This window comes from Pirellulaceae bacterium (assembly GCA_019636385.1).
GTDB lineage: Bacteria > Planctomycetota > Planctomycetia > Pirellulales > Pirellulaceae > Aureliella.
The window spans coordinates 42,385-61,387 of sequence record JAHBXT010000007.1 but is presented as its reverse complement, the minus strand read 5'-3'; the positions used below and the strand labels follow the sequence as shown (position 1 = coordinate 61,387).

The window sequence follows — 19,003 nt, the reverse complement described above, 5'->3', positions numbered from 1 at the left end:
CTGCTATTCACAGGAGCCGCGTGCGGATACTCTTGATAAAACTAGCTGGTCGAGCGCGGTTACCGTCCACGGAAACTTCGCTCAGGACCAATTTTCCTGCTCCGGTTGTGACAACAACACAGCCGTCGCCACGGATCTCGGTTATTTGTCCCGCCGCAGCGCAATACTGCTCGCCATCTTCCAGGATTTCAGCCCGCCACAGGTTCATCTGCTGGCCATTGAAATCGCAGTATGCTCCCGAAAACGGCTCAGAGGAGACATTGATGAGGCGAAGCACATCCTCGTTTGAGCGGTTCCAGTCAATGCGGGCGTCGATCGGTAATCGCGGGTAGCCACGCAGCGCATCATGGGGATCTGGGCTCTGGCGCTCCAGCACATAACTCGGATCTGCTTGCAAGAGCCTCAGGGCGTCGCGCATCATGCCAGGAGCGCGAACACGAATCCACTGGAATACCTCGGCAATGCGCGTATTGATTCCAATCGGAAAATAGTCACGGACAATGATGTCGCCAGAATCTAGTTGGCCACCAATCATCTTGTGCACGCACAGGCCGATGCGTGACTCGTTCCTCAGCATTGCCCAAGCGACCGGCGCATTGCCCCGATATTTGGGTAGGTCTCCAGCGTGTAGGTTCAGAATCCCAAGCGGGAACATGTTGACGATGTCTGCTGAAATAACGCCAGAATAGTTGATGCTCACGGCGGCATCCAGTCCCTGGTGAACGCTAGCTAGCTCTTGTAACTGTTGAGCAGTCAGCTGGGGCTGGTGCAAAAAGGGCGTCTGCGTTGCCTCGGCAAAGCGCTTAAAGTCCGATGACTGGTAGATGTATTCTGGGGCACCTTTGGCGGTAACGATGAGGCGGATATCGTAGTTCGACTCATGTAACAGCACCATGGTTTCATACATGTACTCCGACCGGCCAATGATCGCGATTTTCATTGGCTTGGCAGATCTTCTGGGAACAGGAGTGCCGGGTAGTGGGACTGCAGGTAATTGGCGAACTGGTCGTCAGCAATTCCGGCTTCTCTAGCGCGAATGGCACCATCGGCCACTGCCAGTCCCGCAGCGTGTAGATCCACTACGGCCCTGGGGTTGATGAAATCCGTTGTGTAGCTCATCGTTTGGGCAGGAGCCGGGCAGCTGGGATATAACTTTGATTTTATGCCTTGGGTGTTCGTATTTCCCGCTATGTGAATTACCACCTGGTGTTGCGCAAGTTTGTCGAGTGGAATGAGTGCGCTGGACGGTCCTAGCAACAGGCGTCGGTCTACAAACTCGGTCAGCACGATGGCGTTGAAGCTGGCGATATCGATCTCCGTAGGAAACTGGTCGGTGGTGTATGCAGTCGTATCAAAATGCAAGCTCGACAGGGTTTCAAGTATGGCATCATTAAACTTTGCTGAACCGACCAGCAGCACTCGTGCGTTTGGCGGGGTCAGTTTTTCGTGCAGCAAAAAGTAGAGGACGGTCAGGCCAATGTACGACATCGTCTTCAGGCGCTGGTCGGACTCGTTTGTGCCAATTACCTTAATGCCACGTTGCCTGCAATAGTCCAGGTCTATGTCGGCTGGCCTGAATTCCCAAGGTTCATACATCAGTGGAATGATGCAGTTGCGGGACAGCTGATCCAGCAATGGCTTGTTAATTGGCCGCAAGAATCCAGTGTTCGTCAGGATGTCTACCTTGGCCAATGGAACGTCTGGAATATGGTCGACAACGGTCAGCCTGTCGGCCAATCCCAGTTGCTGCGACATCGTCAGTAGGCTGTCGCGCACGTCTGTATAACGCCCATACTTACTGTCTTTGCCAAATGCGAACACGCGAGCACCGGCTGCTGCGGCGATCAGCGGTGTGCAGCAGTAATTGCCAGAAGCCGCTTCCGTCAAGACGGTTCTGCCGGTCAGTTCGAGTTGGAACTGCTTGACTGCATTTAGGATCAGCCAGTGGGCAATCATTCATCGCCTTCAGGGCGTGTTTGTCGACGGTGCCACTCCGGCAAACTTCAGGCACGCACTCTGTAACGCAGGGTGATGAGCCAACTGTAGCGAACAGGCGCCATGCGTCTTCACAAGTCTCGCAATTCGGTCTTGGGTGACCGACTCGTCTTGTCCATATCCTTGGACATAATGAATCTGGCTCGGTTGTAGCCACCAATCCTTATTCACGTTGCCGGCGAACAACTGTAGATAACGCTCAGCGACTTGCTCGGCAGTCCATTTGCTTGCCATGAACTGGCGCAGGCGGTGCCCCAGGGCTACTCGCAATTGGCTGTCGACCAGCAACTGTTCAATGGCGTCGTCCAGCTGGTTAGGATGACAGACCAGCGAGGGAGGCCACATGCCTTCAGGTACAAATTGTTGCAGCTCGCCGAGAGCATAACCACCCACGACTACGGGCTTGCCGAAGCTGGCGGCTTCGGTGGCGAATCCGGCCAGCGGGGTGTCGGAGTATAGTTGATCGACTACCAAGTCACAATTGGCAATTTCATGCAGCACTTCCGAATTAGGACGGCCAACAATCTCGCGGTAGTCGATGTCGTATCCTTTGGCACGCAGCCGCTCGATTGCTGCACGAATCAAGGCGGTGCCTTTAGCGGCTTGATGGGAGGGACTGTGTAGAATGAGCACTGGACGTTGGTGGCTGTCAAGTTGTACATCGTTTGAGTTTGAAATACCAGCCAACGGCGGTAGCTGAAACGGAACCCCCAGGGCAAACCAATTGATCATCGGTCGGTGAGCGAACTGGCTGGTGTAAGGGGCGCCCACGCAGTAGTCGACCAGTCGCTCAAGCCGCTGCACCAGCCGCCTGCGTCGTTTGACTTTGCGTTTAAGCTGTACCACTGACATGCGTCGCCGTCCATCTACTTCGGGTTCAGCGCCGTTGAAGTAGGTCGGTCGAGCTTCTGAACCGTGACCCAGGTTCATAATCACGCGCTTGCCAAGCAGCTTCAAAATGGGTAGATCCAAATTCGCCGGCAACAGTGACTTACCAAATCCAAATACAAAAACGTTGTAGCGAAATATGGCTTGCGCCGCAAACAACACCAGACATAGCTTTTCGACTGGCTGAGCTAGCGTGCGCCAAGTTTTCTTACCGCTGGTGAGCGCTGCCAACTGCTGTGACCAACGGACAAACATGGGGGTCTTGATCTTAGTGCCGTATCGAAATCGGTGCGGTCGATACTCAACCAAATCACAATTAACGCCCAATGATTGCAGCCCGGCGTACAAATGGTGGTAATACCCTGCCACCTCCACAGGGCCTATGAACACTCGGTATTCTGTGTGCACGATCCGTCGATTGGTGCAATTAATTGCTACGAGCCATTGCGACAGGACCCCATTTAACTTGCCTTGCTCATCCACTGGGCGGTTTGCAAAATCCCTTGCTCCAAATCCACCTTGGCCTTAAAGCCCAAAATTTTCTCGGCTTTGTCGACGCTAGGAATTCGGATCGCGATATCGGCAGACAGTGGCGGATCATGCACGATCTTGGAGGACGAACCAAGCACACGGCACACCGTATTGGCCAGGCCCAAGATCGTAATCACCGCTCGGGCGTTGCCGATGTTGAAACTTTCACCGATGGCCTGTGGGCTGGTCAAGCAGCGCATGATGCACTCGACAAAATCATCCACGTAGCACCAGGCGCGGATTTGATTGCCGTCGCCGTTCATGCGAATGGTTTCGTTCTTCAAAGCACGCTTGATAAAAATCTGCATGGCTCCTTCGCCGGTTTGTCCTGGACCGTACACATTAAATGGTCGAACGGTGACGACGGGCAGTTGATATTGGCGATAGTAGGCGTGCGCCAGATGCTCACCGGCCAGTTTGGAGACCGCATACGTCCAGCGGGCCTCACCAGCCGAGCCAGCTACAGTCGCATCCTCTTCGGAGGATCGAAAAGCCATTGAACCAAAAACTTCTGAGGTCGAAAAGTCGATGATGCGATCGGAGATTCTGTTTTGCCAAGCGGCTTCCAACATGTTGGCGGTACCCAGCATGTTGACGCGCATGGTGTGCACCGGATTCTTGATCACCGTGTCGATGCCCGCAATTCCCGCCGCGTGAACAACCGCATCGGCGCCACGCATGGCCAGCGTCAGCGCCGGTAAATCCAGCACATCACCTTTGACGACGCGGATGTGCGGATGCCCGTTCAAATCGCTGGTGGACAACGTGTCGCGATGGAAATTGTCATAGACGACGATCCGATGTTGATCCACCAATCGACGAATAATCGTGTTGGCGATAAACCCTGCTCCACCGGTGATAAAATAGGTCTTCATGCCTAGGCAGCTATCTGATTGACGACATCACAAACGTAGCGTACATCTTGTTCGGTCATTTTTTCGTATAAAGGCAAAACAAGTCCGTGCGTGAAGGCTCGCCAGGCGTTAGGGAACTGTCGCGGACAGTCGTGCTGATAGCGTTGTTGAAACCAGGGTTGGGCCGGCATGCATTGAGCGCCTAGATTGCAACCAATGCCGCGCTGGCGCATGAACTGAATCACGGCGTCCCGGTCCAGTGATTCGTCCAACATCACATGGAAAGATTGCCACGTATGTAGTTTATGGTCATCGCAAGTGGGCAGCGTGACCAATGGATTGTGAATTTCAGACAAGTAGATTGAGGCGAGTCGCAGTCGGTAATCCAATGTCTGCGGCAATCGTTGGAACTGAGAAAGCGCCAGCGCAGCTTGAAAATCAGTCATTCGGTAATTGAAGCCGGGGGCTATGAAGTTCAATCCAGGTTGCGTCGAGTCGATGCCATGATTTCTGAGCACGCGAATACGTTGGGCAAGTTCAGAGTTGTTCGTGGTCACAAGGCCACCTTCGCCACACGTGATTGCCTTGCGCGGATGCAGTGAAAACGAACCCAAGGTGCCTAGGCTGCCTGCCAACATGGTACCGTCTTTGGCACCTAAGGCACAGGCGGCGTCTTCGATAATCGCTAGATCATGTAGCTGGGCGAGTCTGTGGATGGCAGGCAAATCGCAGCACAAACCGAATTCATGTACCGGCATGATCGCCTTGCAGGCTGGTGTCATGGCCGGTTCGATTTGAGTGACGTCAATATTAAAAGTGTCTGCACGAACATCCACAAAAACGGGTTTCGCGCCAACCAGTTCAACCACGTTTGCGGTGGCCATGAACGAAAAGGCGGGCACGATTACCTCGTCGCCCGCTCCGATTCCCAGCGATAACAACGACAAATGCAATGATGCGGTCCCATTGGCCACACACACAGCTTGCTGCACGCCCACGAACTGCGCAATGGCAGCTTCCAGCCGCGCGACTTCTGAACCTTGCACCAGCATCCCGCTACGCAGAACGCGTACCGCACTGTCGATATCCTCGGTGCGGATATCGGGACTAGCCAGTGGAATAAACTCACGCGACGGAGACGACTTTGAGAAGTTAATTGCCATCTTTAAACGAACGATAGTCGACGCTGCCTACCGACAATTCGACAGATAGCGATTGCTCTTCGTCTAAATCCAAACACTGGACCTGTTGCTGGCCGTCGGCTAACGACTTCAACTGATACCGCAGCTTGGATTCGGGACAAATGGCTAATCCACTTTGGTCGAAGTTTAGGCGATGACCGTGACGGCTCATCCAACCAACTTGCCGCGCAGGATTGCCCCGTACCAGAGCATAGTCCGGCACATCCTTGGTCACGACGGCACCGGCGGCAACGAAGCAGTAGCGGCCCAGGGTGGTTCCGCAAACAATGGTGGCGTTGGCGCCGATCGATGCTCCGCGACGTATTGTGGTTTGCTCGTAGAGATTGCGGCGATTGACCTGCGACCTCGGGTTAGACACATTGGTAAGTACACAGGATGGACCCAGGAACACGTCGTCCTCGATGGTCGTACCGGTGTAGATTGAAACATTGTTCTGAATCTTAACGTTGTTACCCAATCGAACGCCGGGGCTAACGACCACGTTTTGGCCAAGATTACAGTTCTCGCCAAGTTGAGCATTGGCCATGACGTGGCTGAAGTGCCAGATCTTACAACCTCGTCCTACGCGAGCTTGAGGATCGACCAGTGCGGTCGGGTGCGAAAAATAATCCAGTGTGTTGGCTTGCAGGAGCTGGGCGGGTTGAAAAGCATCGCCATCGCTCAGCAAGCTTTCTTGAGCCGCTTTGAGTACCTGCAAGACGCGTAACCCCTCGGCACCGTCGGTGCGCGGTTGGGTGCGATTATTGCAGCAGTCGATGAAGTGCGCACATTCTTGGCGCAGCGGCTCGAGTTCGGCAGCGACCAGAAATTCACCTGCCGATTTGTTGGGAGTCGGATTGCGGCCGTCGGTCCAGGTCAAGTAATTGCGGTGGATTATCAGTTTTTCATGCCATGGTCGCGTATCGTCAAACACGACCATTCCTTGCGAACCGACGACGGTCAGCTTTTGTTCTTTGAAGGGATTGAGCCATGTCACGTAGATATGGGCACGCACACCGCCGGGGAACTTGAGCGTGCTGAGCGTGGTGTCGGCCACGCCGTTGGTGAGATAGGCTTCGCCCATACAGCGCACTTCTTGCGGCAGTTGATGGCCGACCAATGACAGGATGACAGAGATGTCGTGAGGTGCGAAACTCCACAGCGCATTTTCCTCTTGGCGTATCTTGCCGAGGTTCAGGCGGTTCGAAGTGATGTACTGCAGCTTACCGAGTTCGCCCGTGCCTACTAGACGCTGCAGCTCGGCGACACAGGGATGATATTGCAGCAGATGTCCGACCATCAAGATACGACCGCGCTGTTTGGCCAGTTCCACCAATTGGGCCGCATCGGCCAGTTCCAAGCACAATGGCTTTTCTACATAGACATCTTTATCGGCCAGCAGCGCAGCCTTCGCGATCTGGAAATGCAGGTGAGCCGGAGCGGCAATGGCGACCCTCGTGACAGCAGCATCTGCCAATGCTTGTTCGATGGTCTTGCAATGCTTAACGCCAGCGTAATCCGGACCGTAGCTGGCCAGCACTTCGTCGCTTGCATCGCATAAAGTATGCAGTGCTCCGAGAGCGTTGAAGTTACGGGCCAGGTTTTTACCCCAATAGCCAGCACCAATGAGTGCGAGATTCTTCATAATGATAGGTATAGTGTAGGATGGGACTTTACTGACGAGACATCGCCGCAGTTTAGTCAACTGCAATGTGCTGCTAGGCAGCTGCGTAAGCACCCTGCGCAAGTGTGAGGTTCGAGTAAGCGCGTGACTATTGGAAATCCTCGGGAGTTATTTGACGAAGCTCGTGAACATCAGCCAAATCCTTCGCCCTGCCGCTTGTGACATTGTTGGCTTTTAACGTTTCCACAGAAATGCCCCCGCGCTCGTGGGTTGCGATAGAGGTCGTATGCAAATCCTCCAATCATCACCTATCGAATTCCGGTGCAATTCATCAACTCGATCAACTCGCTGAAATCCTCCGGCAGCAGCATAGTAGGGCTCCATCAACTGCATGAAAGATTGCCAACGCAGTTCTAAAGACAATCTCCGAAGATCGTTGTTCTCAGGCAAGTCAGCTTGATGGAGGTTGTCAAATATGCGACGGTGTTTTTCTATTTGAGCTTGTTGCGACGATTGTTGGTCACGATCTCAAGCCTCGAGTTGAGGTCAAAAACCTGTAGGTTACTTGCTGACCGCTTGGGTTACTTCAGCGACAATACGGTCTTGTTGTTCGGCGGTTAAGAACGGATGCATTGGCAGGCTGATGACTTCGCGGGAGGCTTTCTCAGAGACGGGAAAATCTCCTAGCTTGTAACCTAAGGGAGCGAACACGGGTTGCTCGTGCATGCATTTCGGATAGTACACAGCGGTTGGAATTCCAGCCTCTTTGAGCTGGTTTCCCACGGCATCTCGATTGGAGGTCCGAATGGTGTATTGGGCATAGACATGCGTGTTGCCGGGCATCACTTCGGGTACACCGCAGGCGTTGCGCAACAACTGGGTGTAGCGCGCGCCTATCTGTTCGCGCTGGGCAACCTCCCAGTCAAAGTGTGGCAATTTGGCGAGGATCACTGCGGCCTGTAACGTATCCATCCGTCCGTTGGTGCCAACATAGGGGTGATTGTGCCGCTGCAGGCCACCGTGAGTCCGAATGGCACGCATCTTGTCGGCCAGAGCAGCGTCGTCGGTGAACAGTGCACCGCCGTCTCCAAAGCAACCTAACGGCTTGGCGGGGAAGAAGCTGGTACTGCTAATCTTGGTGACCCCGCAACTCTTGCGACCGTGTTGCGAGGCTCCGAAACTCTGCGCACCGTCTTCAATGACGACTATGCCATGTCGCTGGGCGATGGCATTGATCGCTTGATAATCCGGCATCTGCCCGAACAGGCTTACCGGGATGATGGCTTTGGTTCGCGCCGTAATGGCCTGCTCCAACCGGGCCACATCGATATTGAAATAGTTGGGTTCAATATCCACGAATACCGGCTTGGCCCCGACCAGCATGATGACTTCCGCCGAGCTGATCCAGGTAAAAGGGACCGTAATCACCTCATCGCCAGGCCCAATGTCTAGTGCACGTAGTGCGATCTCCAGGCTGTGAGTTCCGCTGGAAACCGAAATGCAATGAGGGACACCAACGTACTTAGCCAGCGATTGTTCCATGTCAGCGATTTCCGGCCCCATGATAAACTTGCCGTGCTCGAGCACAGCCTTCATACGGGCGTCAATTTCTGTCTGGTAGCGTTGGTACTGTGTTTGAAGGTCAATGAATTGCATGATGAATGGTGCAGTGGGTGTTAGGCATTCAGTTCCATTTTAAGCTGATACAATTTGTCGAGTGATTCCGGCTCTTCTTTGAGTTCAAGCAGCACGCTCAGCTCTTTGTCTATCAGTTTCCAATCTATCAAGTGCTGGCTGCGAACCACGGTGCCTCGAATATCCTGCCAATCCTGTGGCCGACCGGCAAACGCCTTCAGAATGATTAAGTCTGTGGCCGAGCATAGTCCAAGAGGCTCGAATTCCAAATTTAGCGACTGCAGTTGTGATCTAGCGATTACATCCGATTCGTAGGGCATGGCCGCCAGCGAAATGTCGATGGGGCATTGGGATTTATCCTGAACCAATAGAACCCGATTCAGCATAGCAAATTCTACAGCGTCATCGATGCGTGGTTCGAGGGCTCTCAGTTCCCTTTCGATGATTGCTCGTTCGCCCCCAAAACCTGAGAATACCATCAAGTCAACGTCACGCGTATATCGAGGCTCTCCCCATTTCTGTAACGCTAGCCCACCGATGAAACAAAACTGCGTACCTTCTGACTGATAACGTCTCTGCAAGCGGACGGCTGCAGCGTACAGATGACTCAAGTCAAGCATCAGACGCGATTCTGGCTTTTCGTATACGCATTTAGCAGCGCCAACCGCATCATCCATCTCTGCCAAATTACCAGTCCGTTTTCATAGGGACTTTGTTGGGCTGGGAAGCCGGTGTGCGAGTCAAGGTTTCTCAATTCCTGGTCTCGAATTCGCTTTAATTCCGGTGCGGCTGCTTTCCACTGCATCGCCCAAATTTTTTCAGGGGGTAGGGTCATGCTGGAGTACTTTGCGTTATGCAGAGTTGCTTCAGTGCGTTTGCTGAGGCATTTTTTGTAGTTTGTAGGACAGGCTATCAACCTGAATTATTGGTGCTAGAGCCTGGCATCAACTTGGCTTCTGGGCAATACCGACTTGATGTCGTACAGGATGCAATCGCGTCGGCCCAGTTTGCGAATCGACTCGGCGCCCATTTTCTTGAATTCATCGTGACCGACGGCCAGAACAATGGCGTCATATTTGCCGGGAGCGGGTTGGGCGACAGGGGAGATGCCGTATTCATGCTCCGCTTCCAGGGCACTGGCCCACGGATCATAGACGTCTACATTGGCACCATACTCGCGGAACTCATGGACGATATCCACCACGCGCGTGTTGCGAATATCCGGGCAGTTTTCCTTGAAGGTCAAACCCAAGATCAAGACGTTGGAATCTTCGATGTGGATTCGTCGTTTCAGCATGTGTTTGACAACTTGGGAGACAACGTACTGTCCCATATGATCGTTGATGCGACGACCGGCCAGGATGACTTCGGGAGTGTGTCCGACTTCTTGAGCTTTGTGCGTCAAATAATAGGGGTCAACACCGATGCAGTGGCCGCCCACCAAGCCTGGTCGAAACGGTAAAAAATTCCATTTGGTGCCTGCGGCTTCCAGGACATCCAGGGTGTCGATTCCCATCCGATTGAAGATTAACGCCAGTTCATTGATGAGCGCGATGTTCAGGTCACGCTGCGTATTCTCAATCACTTTGGCGGCTTCAGCCACGCGAATACTGGGGGCGCGATGCGTGCCGGCGGTGACGATCGAGCGGTACAGATTATCGACCACCTCGGCAATCTCAGGGGTCGAGCCTGAGGTGATCTTTTTAATCGTTGTCAGCCGATGTTCCTTGTCGCCTGGATTGATGCGCTCAGGGCTATAGCCGGCAAAAAAGTCGACGTTGTATTTGAGGCCCGATACCTGTTCGATCAAGGGGATACAATCTTCTTCCGTGGCGCCAGGGTAGACCGTAGATTCATAGATAACCACGTCGCCCTGTTTGACCACCTTGCCCAACATTTGTGAGGCTTTAATCAGCGGAGTCAGGTCCGGCTGTTTGTGACGATCGATGGGCGTTGGCACAGTAACGATATAGATGTTGGCAGCTCGGAGTTCCTCAACATTGGTTGAAAAGGTGAGGTGCTGGGCGCTGGCCAATTCCTGAGCATCAACTTCCAGAGTCGAGTCGCGACCGCTTTTCAATTCATCGACGCGAGCCTGATTGATGTCAAAGCCGATCGTTCGATACTGCTTGCCGAACTCGACTGCCAACGGTAGACCAACGTAACCCAGACCAATAACGGCGATAGTTTTGGACATAATGACCCGTATTCTTAAAGGATTAGCGCGCGACTGAATAGTACGACAGATACCAATCAACGAAATTGCGAATGCCAACTTCAATGGGAGTATCGGGACGATAGCCCACGTCAGCGATCAGATCGTCGACGTTGGCGTAGGTCGCGGGCACATCGCCCAGTTGTAGCGGCAGAAAATTCTTCTCGGCTTTCTTGCCCAAACATTCCTCCAAGACTTCGATACAACGCATCAATTCGACAGGCTGGCTATTGCCGATGTTATACAGGCGATAGGGTGCATAGCTGGTCGCTGAATCGGGAGCATCGCTTGACCACTTGGGGTTGGCTGCTGCAGGGCGGTCTGTCACCCGCATGATGCCTTCAACGATGTCGTCCACGTACGTAAAATCTCGACGATGGTTTCCGTAGTTGAAAACGTCGATCGGTTGGTCGGCCAGCATGCACTTAGTGAATTTGAAAAGCGCCATGTCGGGACGCCCCCACGGGCCATAGACGGTAAAAAACCGTAAGCCTGTTGTTGGCAGGCCATACAGCGAACTGTAGGTGTGTGCCATCAGTTCATTGGCTTTTTTTGTCGCCGCGTAGAGGCTCATCGGATGATCGACGTTATCGTGAACCGAAAACGGCTGCCGCGTATTGGCTCCGTAGACCGAACTGGTTGAAGCGTACACCAAGTGCTCAATCTGACTGTGTCGACAGGCTTCCAGGATGTTGGTAAAGCCAATTAGATTGCTGTCGATGTACGCGTGAGGGTTTTCGATTGAGTAGCGTACACCTGCCTGAGCTGCCAGATTGACTACGCGTTGTGGCCGATGCTTGGTGAAGGCTTCGCGGACAGCTTCACGGTCGGCAATATCAGCTTGGATCGATATGAATGCTGGGTGGTCAGCGATGCGTGCTAGACGGGCCTGCTTGAGTCGAGGATCGTAATAGCTATTGAGATTGTCGATACCAACAACCTGATCGCCACGTGCCAAGAGCCTCAGCGCAAGCGCATTGCCAATAAACCCGGCTGTACCAGTAACCAGAATCTTCATAGTATATCGAGGCTTAGGGTGTGCAAATCGCGAAGAAAGCTTCGCCACCAAGAGCGGGCACGCAGGTTGATTGCGCCAGCGGGCGGAATGTCGGTTTGCCTCTACCGTCAGCGCGACGGCGCCTGTGCCGATAGTAGCGAAAGTTCGTTTCTGCTACTGGCCAGGCGGGCTACTACTGTGGCGGCTTCTTACCGCCTGTGCGAGGGGTGAGGATGGGGCGCACTTCGTTCCCGTGGGTGGACAGCTATCCCTTTTTGGCCAGCATGTGAATGTACTAACTTGTGTCTCAATAGGTCGCCAGAGGGGATATGAGCCACAATGAATGTCATTAAAGATACTTCGCAATAGCGTTTTGTCAGCGTCAAACGCCAAAGCTTCACCCGTCCCAAGAGGTTCCGAGGTAGTTTGGGGTGCGTGGTCAGATTGTACGGATTTTAGGGATATGGAGCCAATTGTTGAGCTATTAGCCTCAGCCAGTCGAAGCTCCCAGTCCCTGTCGCCCGAGCCGGTATTTGCCAGTCAGAATGTCTTGCCACCATGACTGGTTTTGCAAATACCAGCGAACTGTGTCGCGCATGCCTGTTGATCGATCCTGTTTGGGAGACCAGCCAAGCTCGCGGTGGATTTTAGAGGCGTCGATGGCATATCGCTGGTCATGTCCTGGTCGGTCGGTAACGAATGTAATTAGCGCCGAACTGGGGCGGCCATCGTTTCGAGGCTGTTGTTGGTCGACGATGTCGCACAGCAAGTGCACCAAGTCCAGGTTGGCCATTTCATTGTTGCCGCCGATGTTGTAGGTTTGCCCAGGTTGTCCCAGATTGCCGACAATTTCCAAAGCCTCGCAGTGGTCGGCAACATACAGCCAATCGCGAACATTTTGACCATTGCCGTATACAGGAATGGGTTCACTGCGCAAGCATTTCAAGATCACAACTGGGATTAGCTTTTCGGGGAACTGATAGGGACCGTAATTGTTTGAGCAGTGCGTGACCACAACTGGCAAGCCATAGGTGCTATGCCAGGCGAGGGCTAAATGATCCGCAGCTGCCTTGCTGGCCGAATAGGGCGAGTGAGGATCGTAGGGCGATGTCTCCGTGAATTTCCCAGTTGAGCCCAAAGATCCGTACACTTCATCGGTAGAAACATGCACAAAGCGAAATTGTTGTTGGTCGCTGTGCGAACACAGTCGCCAATACTCAAGTGATGCTTGAAGCAGATTGAAAGTACCTTCAATATTGGTGCTAACAAACTGACGTGGACCATCGATCGACCGATCGACGTGACTTTCGGCCGCTAAATGAAAGACAGTATGCGGACGAAACGCCTGAATCTCACGGTGGACGGAGGCGAAATCCGTGATGCTCACTTGAGCGAAAGCATAATTGGGCTGGCTGGCTACATCGTTCAGAGAGGACAGATTCCCCGCATAGGTCAGGCTATCGACATTCAGTACACAATGACCAGCGCGAACGAGTTGTCTGATGAGATTGCACCCAATAAAACCGGCGCCTCCTGTGACTAAAATGCGCTTCATTAATTCGGACGCTGGACCTAGTGAGAGACGGGACCGCTATTGACCTTGAGCGACAACGGGGGCAGGTTGCGGCTTAGCGGATTCACCGCGAACGCCGTGCGGGGCACTGTGGCGAAACTCAGGAATCGCCTCTTGAAACATCGCGATAAATCGCTGGCTATCGGCTTGTGTGTAAATCGAATCGACGAAGTCTTGAATGCATTCGCTAACTTCATCCACTGGAAATTGGCGATGGTAGGCTGCAAAAATCTTGGGGTGGGCGGTGGCCAGCGAATGTTCTTCGTCAAAGTACAGTTCTTCGTACAGCTTCTCGCCGGGACGAATGCCTGAGAATTGGATATCGACCGAGTCCTCGGGTAGTCCGGATAGGCGGATAAGATCGCGAGCCAAATCCAGGATCAATACGGGTTGGCCCATATCTAAAACAAAAATCTCGCCTCCCTTGCCCTGTGCGGCAGCTTGCAGAACCAGTTGCGAAGCTTCTGGAATGGACATGAAGTAGCGTTTCATGCGTGGATCGGTGATGGTGATCGGTCCACCTTCGCGTATTTGACGCTGGAAGATAGGGACCACGCTACCGTTGGATCCCAACACATTGCCGAAGCGAACAACCACAAATCGCGTGCCCTCTGGTTCATTGCGGCTCAGCACGTAGCGTTCAGCCAAATGCTTGGTAGCGCCCATGACGCTAGTCGGGTTTACCGCCTTGTCAGTAGAAATGAGAACGAATTCGGATGCTCCAAATTCCACTGCACAGTCGGCGACGTTCTTGGTACCTTGGATGTTGTTCTTGACGGCCTCAGGAATATTGGCTTCCATCAACGGCACATGCTTGTGCGCGGCAGCATGGAAGATGATGTTTGGCCGATGCGTCTCAAAACATCGCTCCAAGCTTAACCGGTCTGTAACATCCACGATCACCGGTACGATTTGAGTGGTCGAACCGTGCGCTTTCAGTTCATTTTCAATTTCGAAGATGCGGTTCTCGCCACGTCCCAACAGAATCAGCTTGTCTGGTTCAAATTTCAGGACTTGTCTGCAGATCTCGGAGCCGATGCTGCCCCCAGCACCTGTAACCAACACGACTCTCCCGGCCACAATCGAAGCGATCGACGAGTTGTCCAGCACCACCGACTCGCGACGCAGCAAGTCATTGATGTCCACATCGCGAAGATGCATCTTGCCGCTGGAGGCCAGCACGTCTTGAATGCTGGGGATAACCCGTAAGCGCTTACTGTTTTCCTTGGCTAATTCGGCTAGTTTTCGCATGTCCGCGCCGGACACTTCACCCGCCGGTACCAGAATCTCCTGGACGCTGTAACAGGATAGGACCAGTTCAAGAGAATCTAAATCTCCTAACACCGGCAAGCTGGCCGCCCAGCGATGTGTATCGCAACCGGGGGTACTAATCAAGCCAATGATGTTGTAACGCAAATCAGGTAGCGAGCGGAGTTGATGAGCTAGCTTCCAGGTAGCTTCGCTCGCGCCGACAAGGATCACGTTCGTACGTGGTTGCTTGGATAGTCGAGGCTTGACTTCTTCATTGAGCAAACGCCAACTGGATCGAATGCTCGCCAGGGCCGCAAACGAAATCATCGCATCCATGATGACAATGCCCCGCGGAATCTGATCGTCGGTCATGACAAAGTAGTCGAACAGAGTCATGACCAGTAGTGATGCGACAGTCGCTTGGCCCAGGGCCTTGAAGTCTGAAAATGTTACGTGTCGCCACCATCCATGAAAACTGCGAAAGACGTAAAAGCAAAACAGCTTGATGACCATGACCCAGCCGACTGCGCCCAACATCTGATTGTAAAACGGTGCTGGTATCCCAGAAGAATCAAAGCGAATCACATAAGCTGCAACGAAACTGGCAGCAAAGATGGCAGCATGAGCGACCAGTAGCAACCAAAATCGGGCTCGAACCGACAGGCTCAATAAGTGCGCCAGCCGCTGGCGCCACCATTGGCCAATCAAGGTCATTAACAGTTTTGTGTTGGATGGGGCGTTTGAGGCAGGATCGCGAAAACTCATATGCTGCAAAATCCTAGTGTGAATCCGATCAAGTATTCAGGTTGCGAAAGCTCGCTGGCGTCCACTGAGCAAGGCCAGCAGCAGTTGCCTGGGGCAGTCTTGAGGTCGTATTCCTGCAGTGCTTGTGCCAGCCATGGATTCAATATTGTTGTCCAGCGAATTGGAAACTTCCAACGGTTCCAGAAAGTCGCGTCTTGCACAAAGTGGCAATTATAGGGTGGACGCGGAATGAAAAGGAATTGTTGCTGGCCATTTTCGTCTAGCTTAGAGGGATTTCAACGGTTGTCACTCTGAAGTTTCCTCTTGGAGCCGTCAAATTCGTTCCATATTAACAACAGGAACGCTCCCCAACCGCTCTTTTGGGGAGGTTGGGCCGCCGACTGGGACTACCTAACTTCTGCATCAGGGACAGCATCCATTCTATCTGCACAATCATTCTTCTCAACACATTGCGTTCCGATGGTCGCAACCGGCTCAAAAATTGGGTCGGTACTGAGCCGGATGAAACGATCCAGGCGGTTGTGCAGATTTGGAAGAAGCTAGCGTTCCGGTAGTCTGAATCGAATTTCAGGACAAAAAGCGGTAACGATCTCCGGGACAACCCACAGAGTAACGTTGATTTTCCGCTTCAGCAGGCACGCGGCGTTGCGTAGAGGCAACACGCAGGAGCCAAGAACGTTCAATGCTCCAATTGAATCTTGGGGATCTATAAGGCAAACGGGGCCCGGTCCATTGACCGCGCCCCGTTAGCGTTACTTTGATAGCATGTCTTTGGGCTGCCAAGCCTGACCGAAGTTGCTCGGCTTATCTTCGAATAAGCTGCCAGATACCGTAGGTGAAGAACGTTCCAACACCGAAGTTGATGGCTTCTTCACACGGACGGTATTGCAGGATCAGCGTATCGCCGGCTTTGATGATCGGACGTTGGCGTGGGTCGTTTACCGCCTTTGCCAAGTCGACCTCGATGGCGATTTGGTCGTTGCCGCAGACGGACGGACGCAGGATGTACAATCGGCCTGGTGGTACGACTTGCGAGAAGCCGGAGACACCGAATGGGTTGCCTTGGGCGGAGCGTTCCAGTCCATAGCCAGCCATGGCCATTGCACCCAGGGCATCCAGGTCGTAGTCACGCGGCAGCGGGAATTGTCCGCCGGGCAGAAGTCCACCGGTGAAGAAGAACTCTGTATCTCGTGTTTCGATCAAGACCACATCGCCATCTTCCAGGATGATGTCCTGTTCGGTGAAGTTCGGCACTTCGCCCGGTGGCAATCGCAAGGGGATGCGAATGATGGTGGGATCATCTGGCATGGGAGGTGGGCAGTTGCACGGATCGTTTTGGTACTGTGCCAGCATCTGCGAGTATTGACGCATGAACTCTAGCCGGGCCATCTTGTCGCGGCGATTGCTGCGAATGATTTGCACTTCATTCTTCGAACTCACGCCAGGCAGACCACCCGTGTTCATCAATGCGTGTAACACGTCGTTTTGAAAGGCATCCAGCTTGACGATCGTTCCGGCAGCAGCGTATTCAACGCCTAGGGTACCAGTGGGCCGCTGTAAAAAATTGGCCAATCCCCAGTTACCACCGCCTCGACCACCTTGCAGACCAGACAGCAAACCGGTGTTGTCCTGGCGTACGACAGTCACGTTGACCTGCCGCTTGCGGATCAGTGTCACGACTGGGCTAAGTTCCTGCTCTTCTTGAAGTATCTCTGCATCTACGTAGGTCTGACGAATCTTGTCGCGCGCCTGATCCAGTGTCAGCCCTTCAACCTCGATTGGCTTGAGCAACGGCAGCGATATTGTGCCATCATCCAAAATGGTTAGCGGGAACCCGGTAGAGGGCGGCAGTGTGCTGGCAAGATCCGGAAAGTGAACCGGAGGTAGCGGTGGTACCTCGTCAGGCTTTGACGGAGGTAGAATGCGGTCGACAACCACTCCTAACACATCGCCTGGTCCGAGCGTGTAGTTGCGTGGCTCTTCCTGAGCCAGCAAACTGATGTCGATGGCTACTAGACTGGAGCGGTCGCTCTGGAAAAATTCCCGAGGCAGTCGTTTGGCCGGAACTCCGTCAATGGGGCGCGTCAGCGCCGTGCAGCCTGTGAACGTTCCAAGGAAGCACAAAGATGATAAGGCCAACCAGCGCCGGACACTTCCCGTCGTCGGGTAACTCGGCACGCTTTGCGAATTGTAAACCATGGTTTTCGTCCGTGAGTTCATGGCGGGTGAAACCTTCCGAGAAATAAGGAGCAGCAGTCATGTGCCGCGCCAGTTGCTGAATCTTCGTAATTGGGCTTGGATCATATGGCGTGGTGCCCGACGGTTGGCCGGACTCGACGCCTGTTACTGTGAGCGAGTTGACTATTCCACGATCGGAAACGGAGATAACAGGTTTTGATCCGCATCGACTCTCGGTTCAAGGTCAATAATCGATGGTTGCGATGGTGGCACCGGCGCTTGTTGCAAACCATCTGAATCCGAGTAGTAGGGCTGATAATTCCGTTGTTGGTGAGGAATTGGACTATATTGACCTGCGCCGCTACGATTGTCCGGTTTGAGACCGTACTTCTGGCGGAATTGAGGGCTCAGCTCCAGAGCACTCCACTGATCGACGCCGTCGTCCTTGGCGGCTTGAACGCCATAGGGGAATCCGGCAAACCACGCCGACATCTGGCTCTGTCCTTCGGAGGTTTGTCCCGACCACCCCCAATAGCCTCTGGGGGGCACAGTCGGCGTACATCCCGGTTTGCCTTCGAGGATGGACATGTATCCTGCGATAAATCCCTCCCGAAAGTCCCTCAGGTTGCATTGGCTGGAAAAGTTGTGTTCGCGGCGAAACCAGGCCTTGAGCGCGCAGGATCGATTGCGGTGTTCTTCCAAGCATTCGCCCCAACTACCGTCAGACAGGATTGCGCCCGTGGTGCGACCGATGCCCGCGCAGCCAGGCATCAAACTTGTTAAGCTGATCATCGAAAGCAGCATCAGCAGCCTGCGCCTGGTCAGTGGCTGGGCTTGTCCGCGACCATCTGTCGAACAGGCCGACTGCGGCGATCGGAAGCTCTGAGTCTCACGTGTATTTGACAACATTCCGGTGCACCCCCTGAGAATTCATCCATGCATGTCCGCCGGTTTGCGGGAAAACATTCGCTTGGCGAGCCTAGCATCAAGGTCCGGCAAGCGCACTGCAAACGTGGGCGGTTGAGCCCGCTACTATGGGCGTCGCTTATTAAATCGTTTGTCTACCTGTAGCGAGTTGAGGAATTCTGCGGCTTATCTGGGTAGTTTCGGTTATCCGCTTAGTCCTGTTTCTGACGATTGAACGTTGAGGCAATAGCAGCAATTAGGGTTTTTCGTGGTTCCAGAAGTGCTATGATTCTGTTTTCAGCCACAAAGCTTGCCTGCCAACAGAGCTAACGATTCCCTAGGTTGGTTTGGGCGGCATTGCGGCATGGTGCAGGCTGACTTGGCCACTGAAGTCTGGGTGGGGTGACGTC

Annotated in this window: 15 protein-coding genes; all 15 read right to left on the bottom strand. The window is 53.6% G+C overall.

The genetic code is table 11. The annotated features are described in order from the left end of the window. Positions 1-7: 7 nt before the first annotated feature. Positions 8-940: a hypothetical protein gene (locus KF752_20150; GenBank protein MBX3423876.1), complete on the bottom strand. Its 933-nt coding sequence runs from the start codon at positions 938-940 to the stop codon at positions 8-10. Next, positions 937-1,956 carry a hypothetical protein gene (locus KF752_20145; protein ID MBX3423875.1) on the bottom strand — a complete coding sequence of 340 codons (1,020 nt, stop codon included), beginning with the start codon at positions 1,954-1,956 and terminating at the stop codon, positions 937-939. Before KF752_20145 ends, KF752_20150 begins: the two co-directional genes overlap by 4 nt. Positions 1,957-1,965: 9 nt before the next feature. Next, positions 1,966-3,291, bottom strand: coding sequence for a glycosyltransferase (locus tag KF752_20140; protein MBX3423874.1), 1,326 nt, complete (start codon positions 3,289-3,291; stop codon positions 1,966-1,968). Positions 3,292-3,344: 53 nt separating this feature from the next. Then, positions 3,345-4,289, bottom strand: a complete 945-nt coding sequence (locus tag KF752_20135) for an NAD-dependent epimerase/dehydratase family protein (protein MBX3423873.1) — start codon at positions 4,287-4,289, stop codon at positions 3,345-3,347. Between the two features lie 2 nt (positions 4,290-4,291). Next, positions 4,292-5,431, bottom strand: coding sequence for a DegT/DnrJ/EryC1/StrS family aminotransferase (locus KF752_20130; GenBank protein ID MBX3423872.1), 1,140 nt, complete (start codon positions 5,429-5,431; stop codon positions 4,292-4,294). After that, positions 5,421-7,094, bottom strand: a complete 1,674-nt coding sequence (locus KF752_20125) for a Gfo/Idh/MocA family oxidoreductase (protein ID MBX3423871.1) — start codon at positions 7,092-7,094, stop codon at positions 5,421-5,423. Before KF752_20125 ends, KF752_20130 begins: the two co-directional genes overlap by 11 nt. Positions 7,095-7,634: 540 nt before the next feature. After that, on the bottom strand, positions 7,635-8,729 hold the full coding sequence (locus tag KF752_20120; GenBank protein MBX3423870.1) for a DegT/DnrJ/EryC1/StrS family aminotransferase: 1,095 nt from the start codon (positions 8,727-8,729) through the stop codon (positions 7,635-7,637). A gap of 20 nt (positions 8,730-8,749) precedes the next feature. Then, entirely contained in the window at positions 8,750-9,328 is a 579-nt protein-coding gene (locus tag KF752_20115; GenBank protein ID MBX3423869.1) for a nucleotidyl transferase AbiEii/AbiGii toxin family protein, read from the bottom strand. Continuing rightward, positions 9,328-9,543, bottom strand: coding sequence for a hypothetical protein (locus KF752_20110; protein MBX3423868.1), 216 nt, complete (start codon positions 9,541-9,543; stop codon positions 9,328-9,330). Before KF752_20110 ends, KF752_20115 begins: the two co-directional genes overlap by 1 nt. Before the next feature lie 96 nt (positions 9,544-9,639). After that, a complete protein-coding gene (tviB, locus tag KF752_20105) occupies positions 9,640-10,905 on the bottom strand; it encodes a Vi polysaccharide biosynthesis UDP-N-acetylglucosamine C-6 dehydrogenase TviB (GenBank protein ID MBX3423867.1) in 1,266 nt (421 codons plus the stop codon). Positions 10,906-10,927: 22 nt separating this feature from the next. Further along, a complete protein-coding gene (locus KF752_20100; GenBank protein MBX3423866.1) occupies positions 10,928-11,941 on the bottom strand; it encodes an NAD-dependent epimerase in 1,014 nt (337 codons plus the stop codon). A 469-nt stretch (positions 11,942-12,410) separates the two neighbouring features. Next, on the bottom strand, positions 12,411-13,475 hold the full coding sequence (gene rfbB, locus KF752_20095; GenBank protein MBX3423865.1) for a dTDP-glucose 4,6-dehydratase: 1,065 nt from the start codon (positions 13,473-13,475) through the stop codon (positions 12,411-12,413). 36 nt (positions 13,476-13,511) lie between these two features. After that, positions 13,512-15,509: a polysaccharide biosynthesis protein gene (locus tag KF752_20090; GenBank protein ID MBX3423864.1), complete on the bottom strand. Its 1,998-nt coding sequence runs from the start codon at positions 15,507-15,509 to the stop codon at positions 13,512-13,514. Between the two features lie 804 nt (positions 15,510-16,313). After that, positions 16,314-17,708, bottom strand: a complete 1,395-nt coding sequence (locus KF752_20085; GenBank protein ID MBX3423863.1) for a polysaccharide biosynthesis/export family protein — start codon at positions 17,706-17,708, stop codon at positions 16,314-16,316. 162 nt (positions 17,709-17,870) lie between these two features. Next, a complete protein-coding gene (locus KF752_20080) occupies positions 17,871-18,596 on the bottom strand; it encodes a hypothetical protein (GenBank protein MBX3423862.1) in 726 nt (241 codons plus the stop codon). Positions 18,597-19,003: the final 407 nt, after the last annotated feature.

Excerpts from the sequence above, each read along its gene's own strand:
- KF752_20150 (MBX3423876.1), bottom strand. The coding sequence starts at position 940 with ATGAAAATCGCGATCATTGGCCGGTCGGAGTACATGTATGAAACCATG.
- KF752_20145 (MBX3423875.1), bottom strand. The coding sequence starts at position 1,956 with ATGATTGCCCACTGGCTGATCCTAAATGCAGTCAAGCAGTTCCAACTC.
- KF752_20135 (MBX3423873.1), bottom strand. The coding sequence starts at position 4,289 with ATGAAGACCTATTTTATCACCGGTGGAGCAGGGTTTATCGCCAACACG.
- KF752_20130 (MBX3423872.1), bottom strand. The coding sequence starts at position 5,431 with ATGGCAATTAACTTCTCAAAGTCGTCTCCGTCGCGTGAGTTTATTCCA.
- KF752_20125 (MBX3423871.1), bottom strand. The coding sequence starts at position 7,094 with ATGAAGAATCTCGCACTCATTGGTGCTGGCTATTGGGGTAAAAACCTG.
- KF752_20120 (MBX3423870.1), bottom strand. The coding sequence starts at position 8,729 with ATGCAATTCATTGACCTTCAAACACAGTACCAACGCTACCAGACAGAA.
- KF752_20115 (MBX3423869.1), bottom strand. The coding sequence starts at position 9,328 with ATGCTTGACTTGAGTCATCTGTACGCTGCAGCCGTCCGCTTGCAGAGA.
- KF752_20110 (MBX3423868.1), bottom strand. The coding sequence starts at position 9,543 with ATGACCCTACCCCCTGAAAAAATTTGGGCGATGCAGTGGAAAGCAGCC.
- tviB (MBX3423867.1), bottom strand. The coding sequence starts at position 10,905 with ATGTCCAAAACTATCGCCGTTATTGGTCTGGGTTACGTTGGTCTACCG.
- KF752_20100 (MBX3423866.1), bottom strand. The coding sequence starts at position 11,941 with ATGAAGATTCTGGTTACTGGTACAGCCGGGTTTATTGGCAATGCGCTT.
- rfbB (MBX3423865.1), bottom strand. The coding sequence starts at position 13,475 with ATGAAGCGCATTTTAGTCACAGGAGGCGCCGGTTTTATTGGGTGCAAT.
- KF752_20090 (MBX3423864.1), bottom strand. The coding sequence starts at position 15,509 with ATGAGTTTTCGCGATCCTGCCTCAAACGCCCCATCCAACACAAAACTG.
- KF752_20085 (MBX3423863.1), bottom strand. The coding sequence starts at position 17,708 with ATGGTTTACAATTCGCAAAGCGTGCCGAGTTACCCGACGACGGGAAGT.
- KF752_20080 (MBX3423862.1), bottom strand. The coding sequence starts at position 18,596 with ATGTTGTCAAATACACGTGAGACTCAGAGCTTCCGATCGCCGCAGTCG.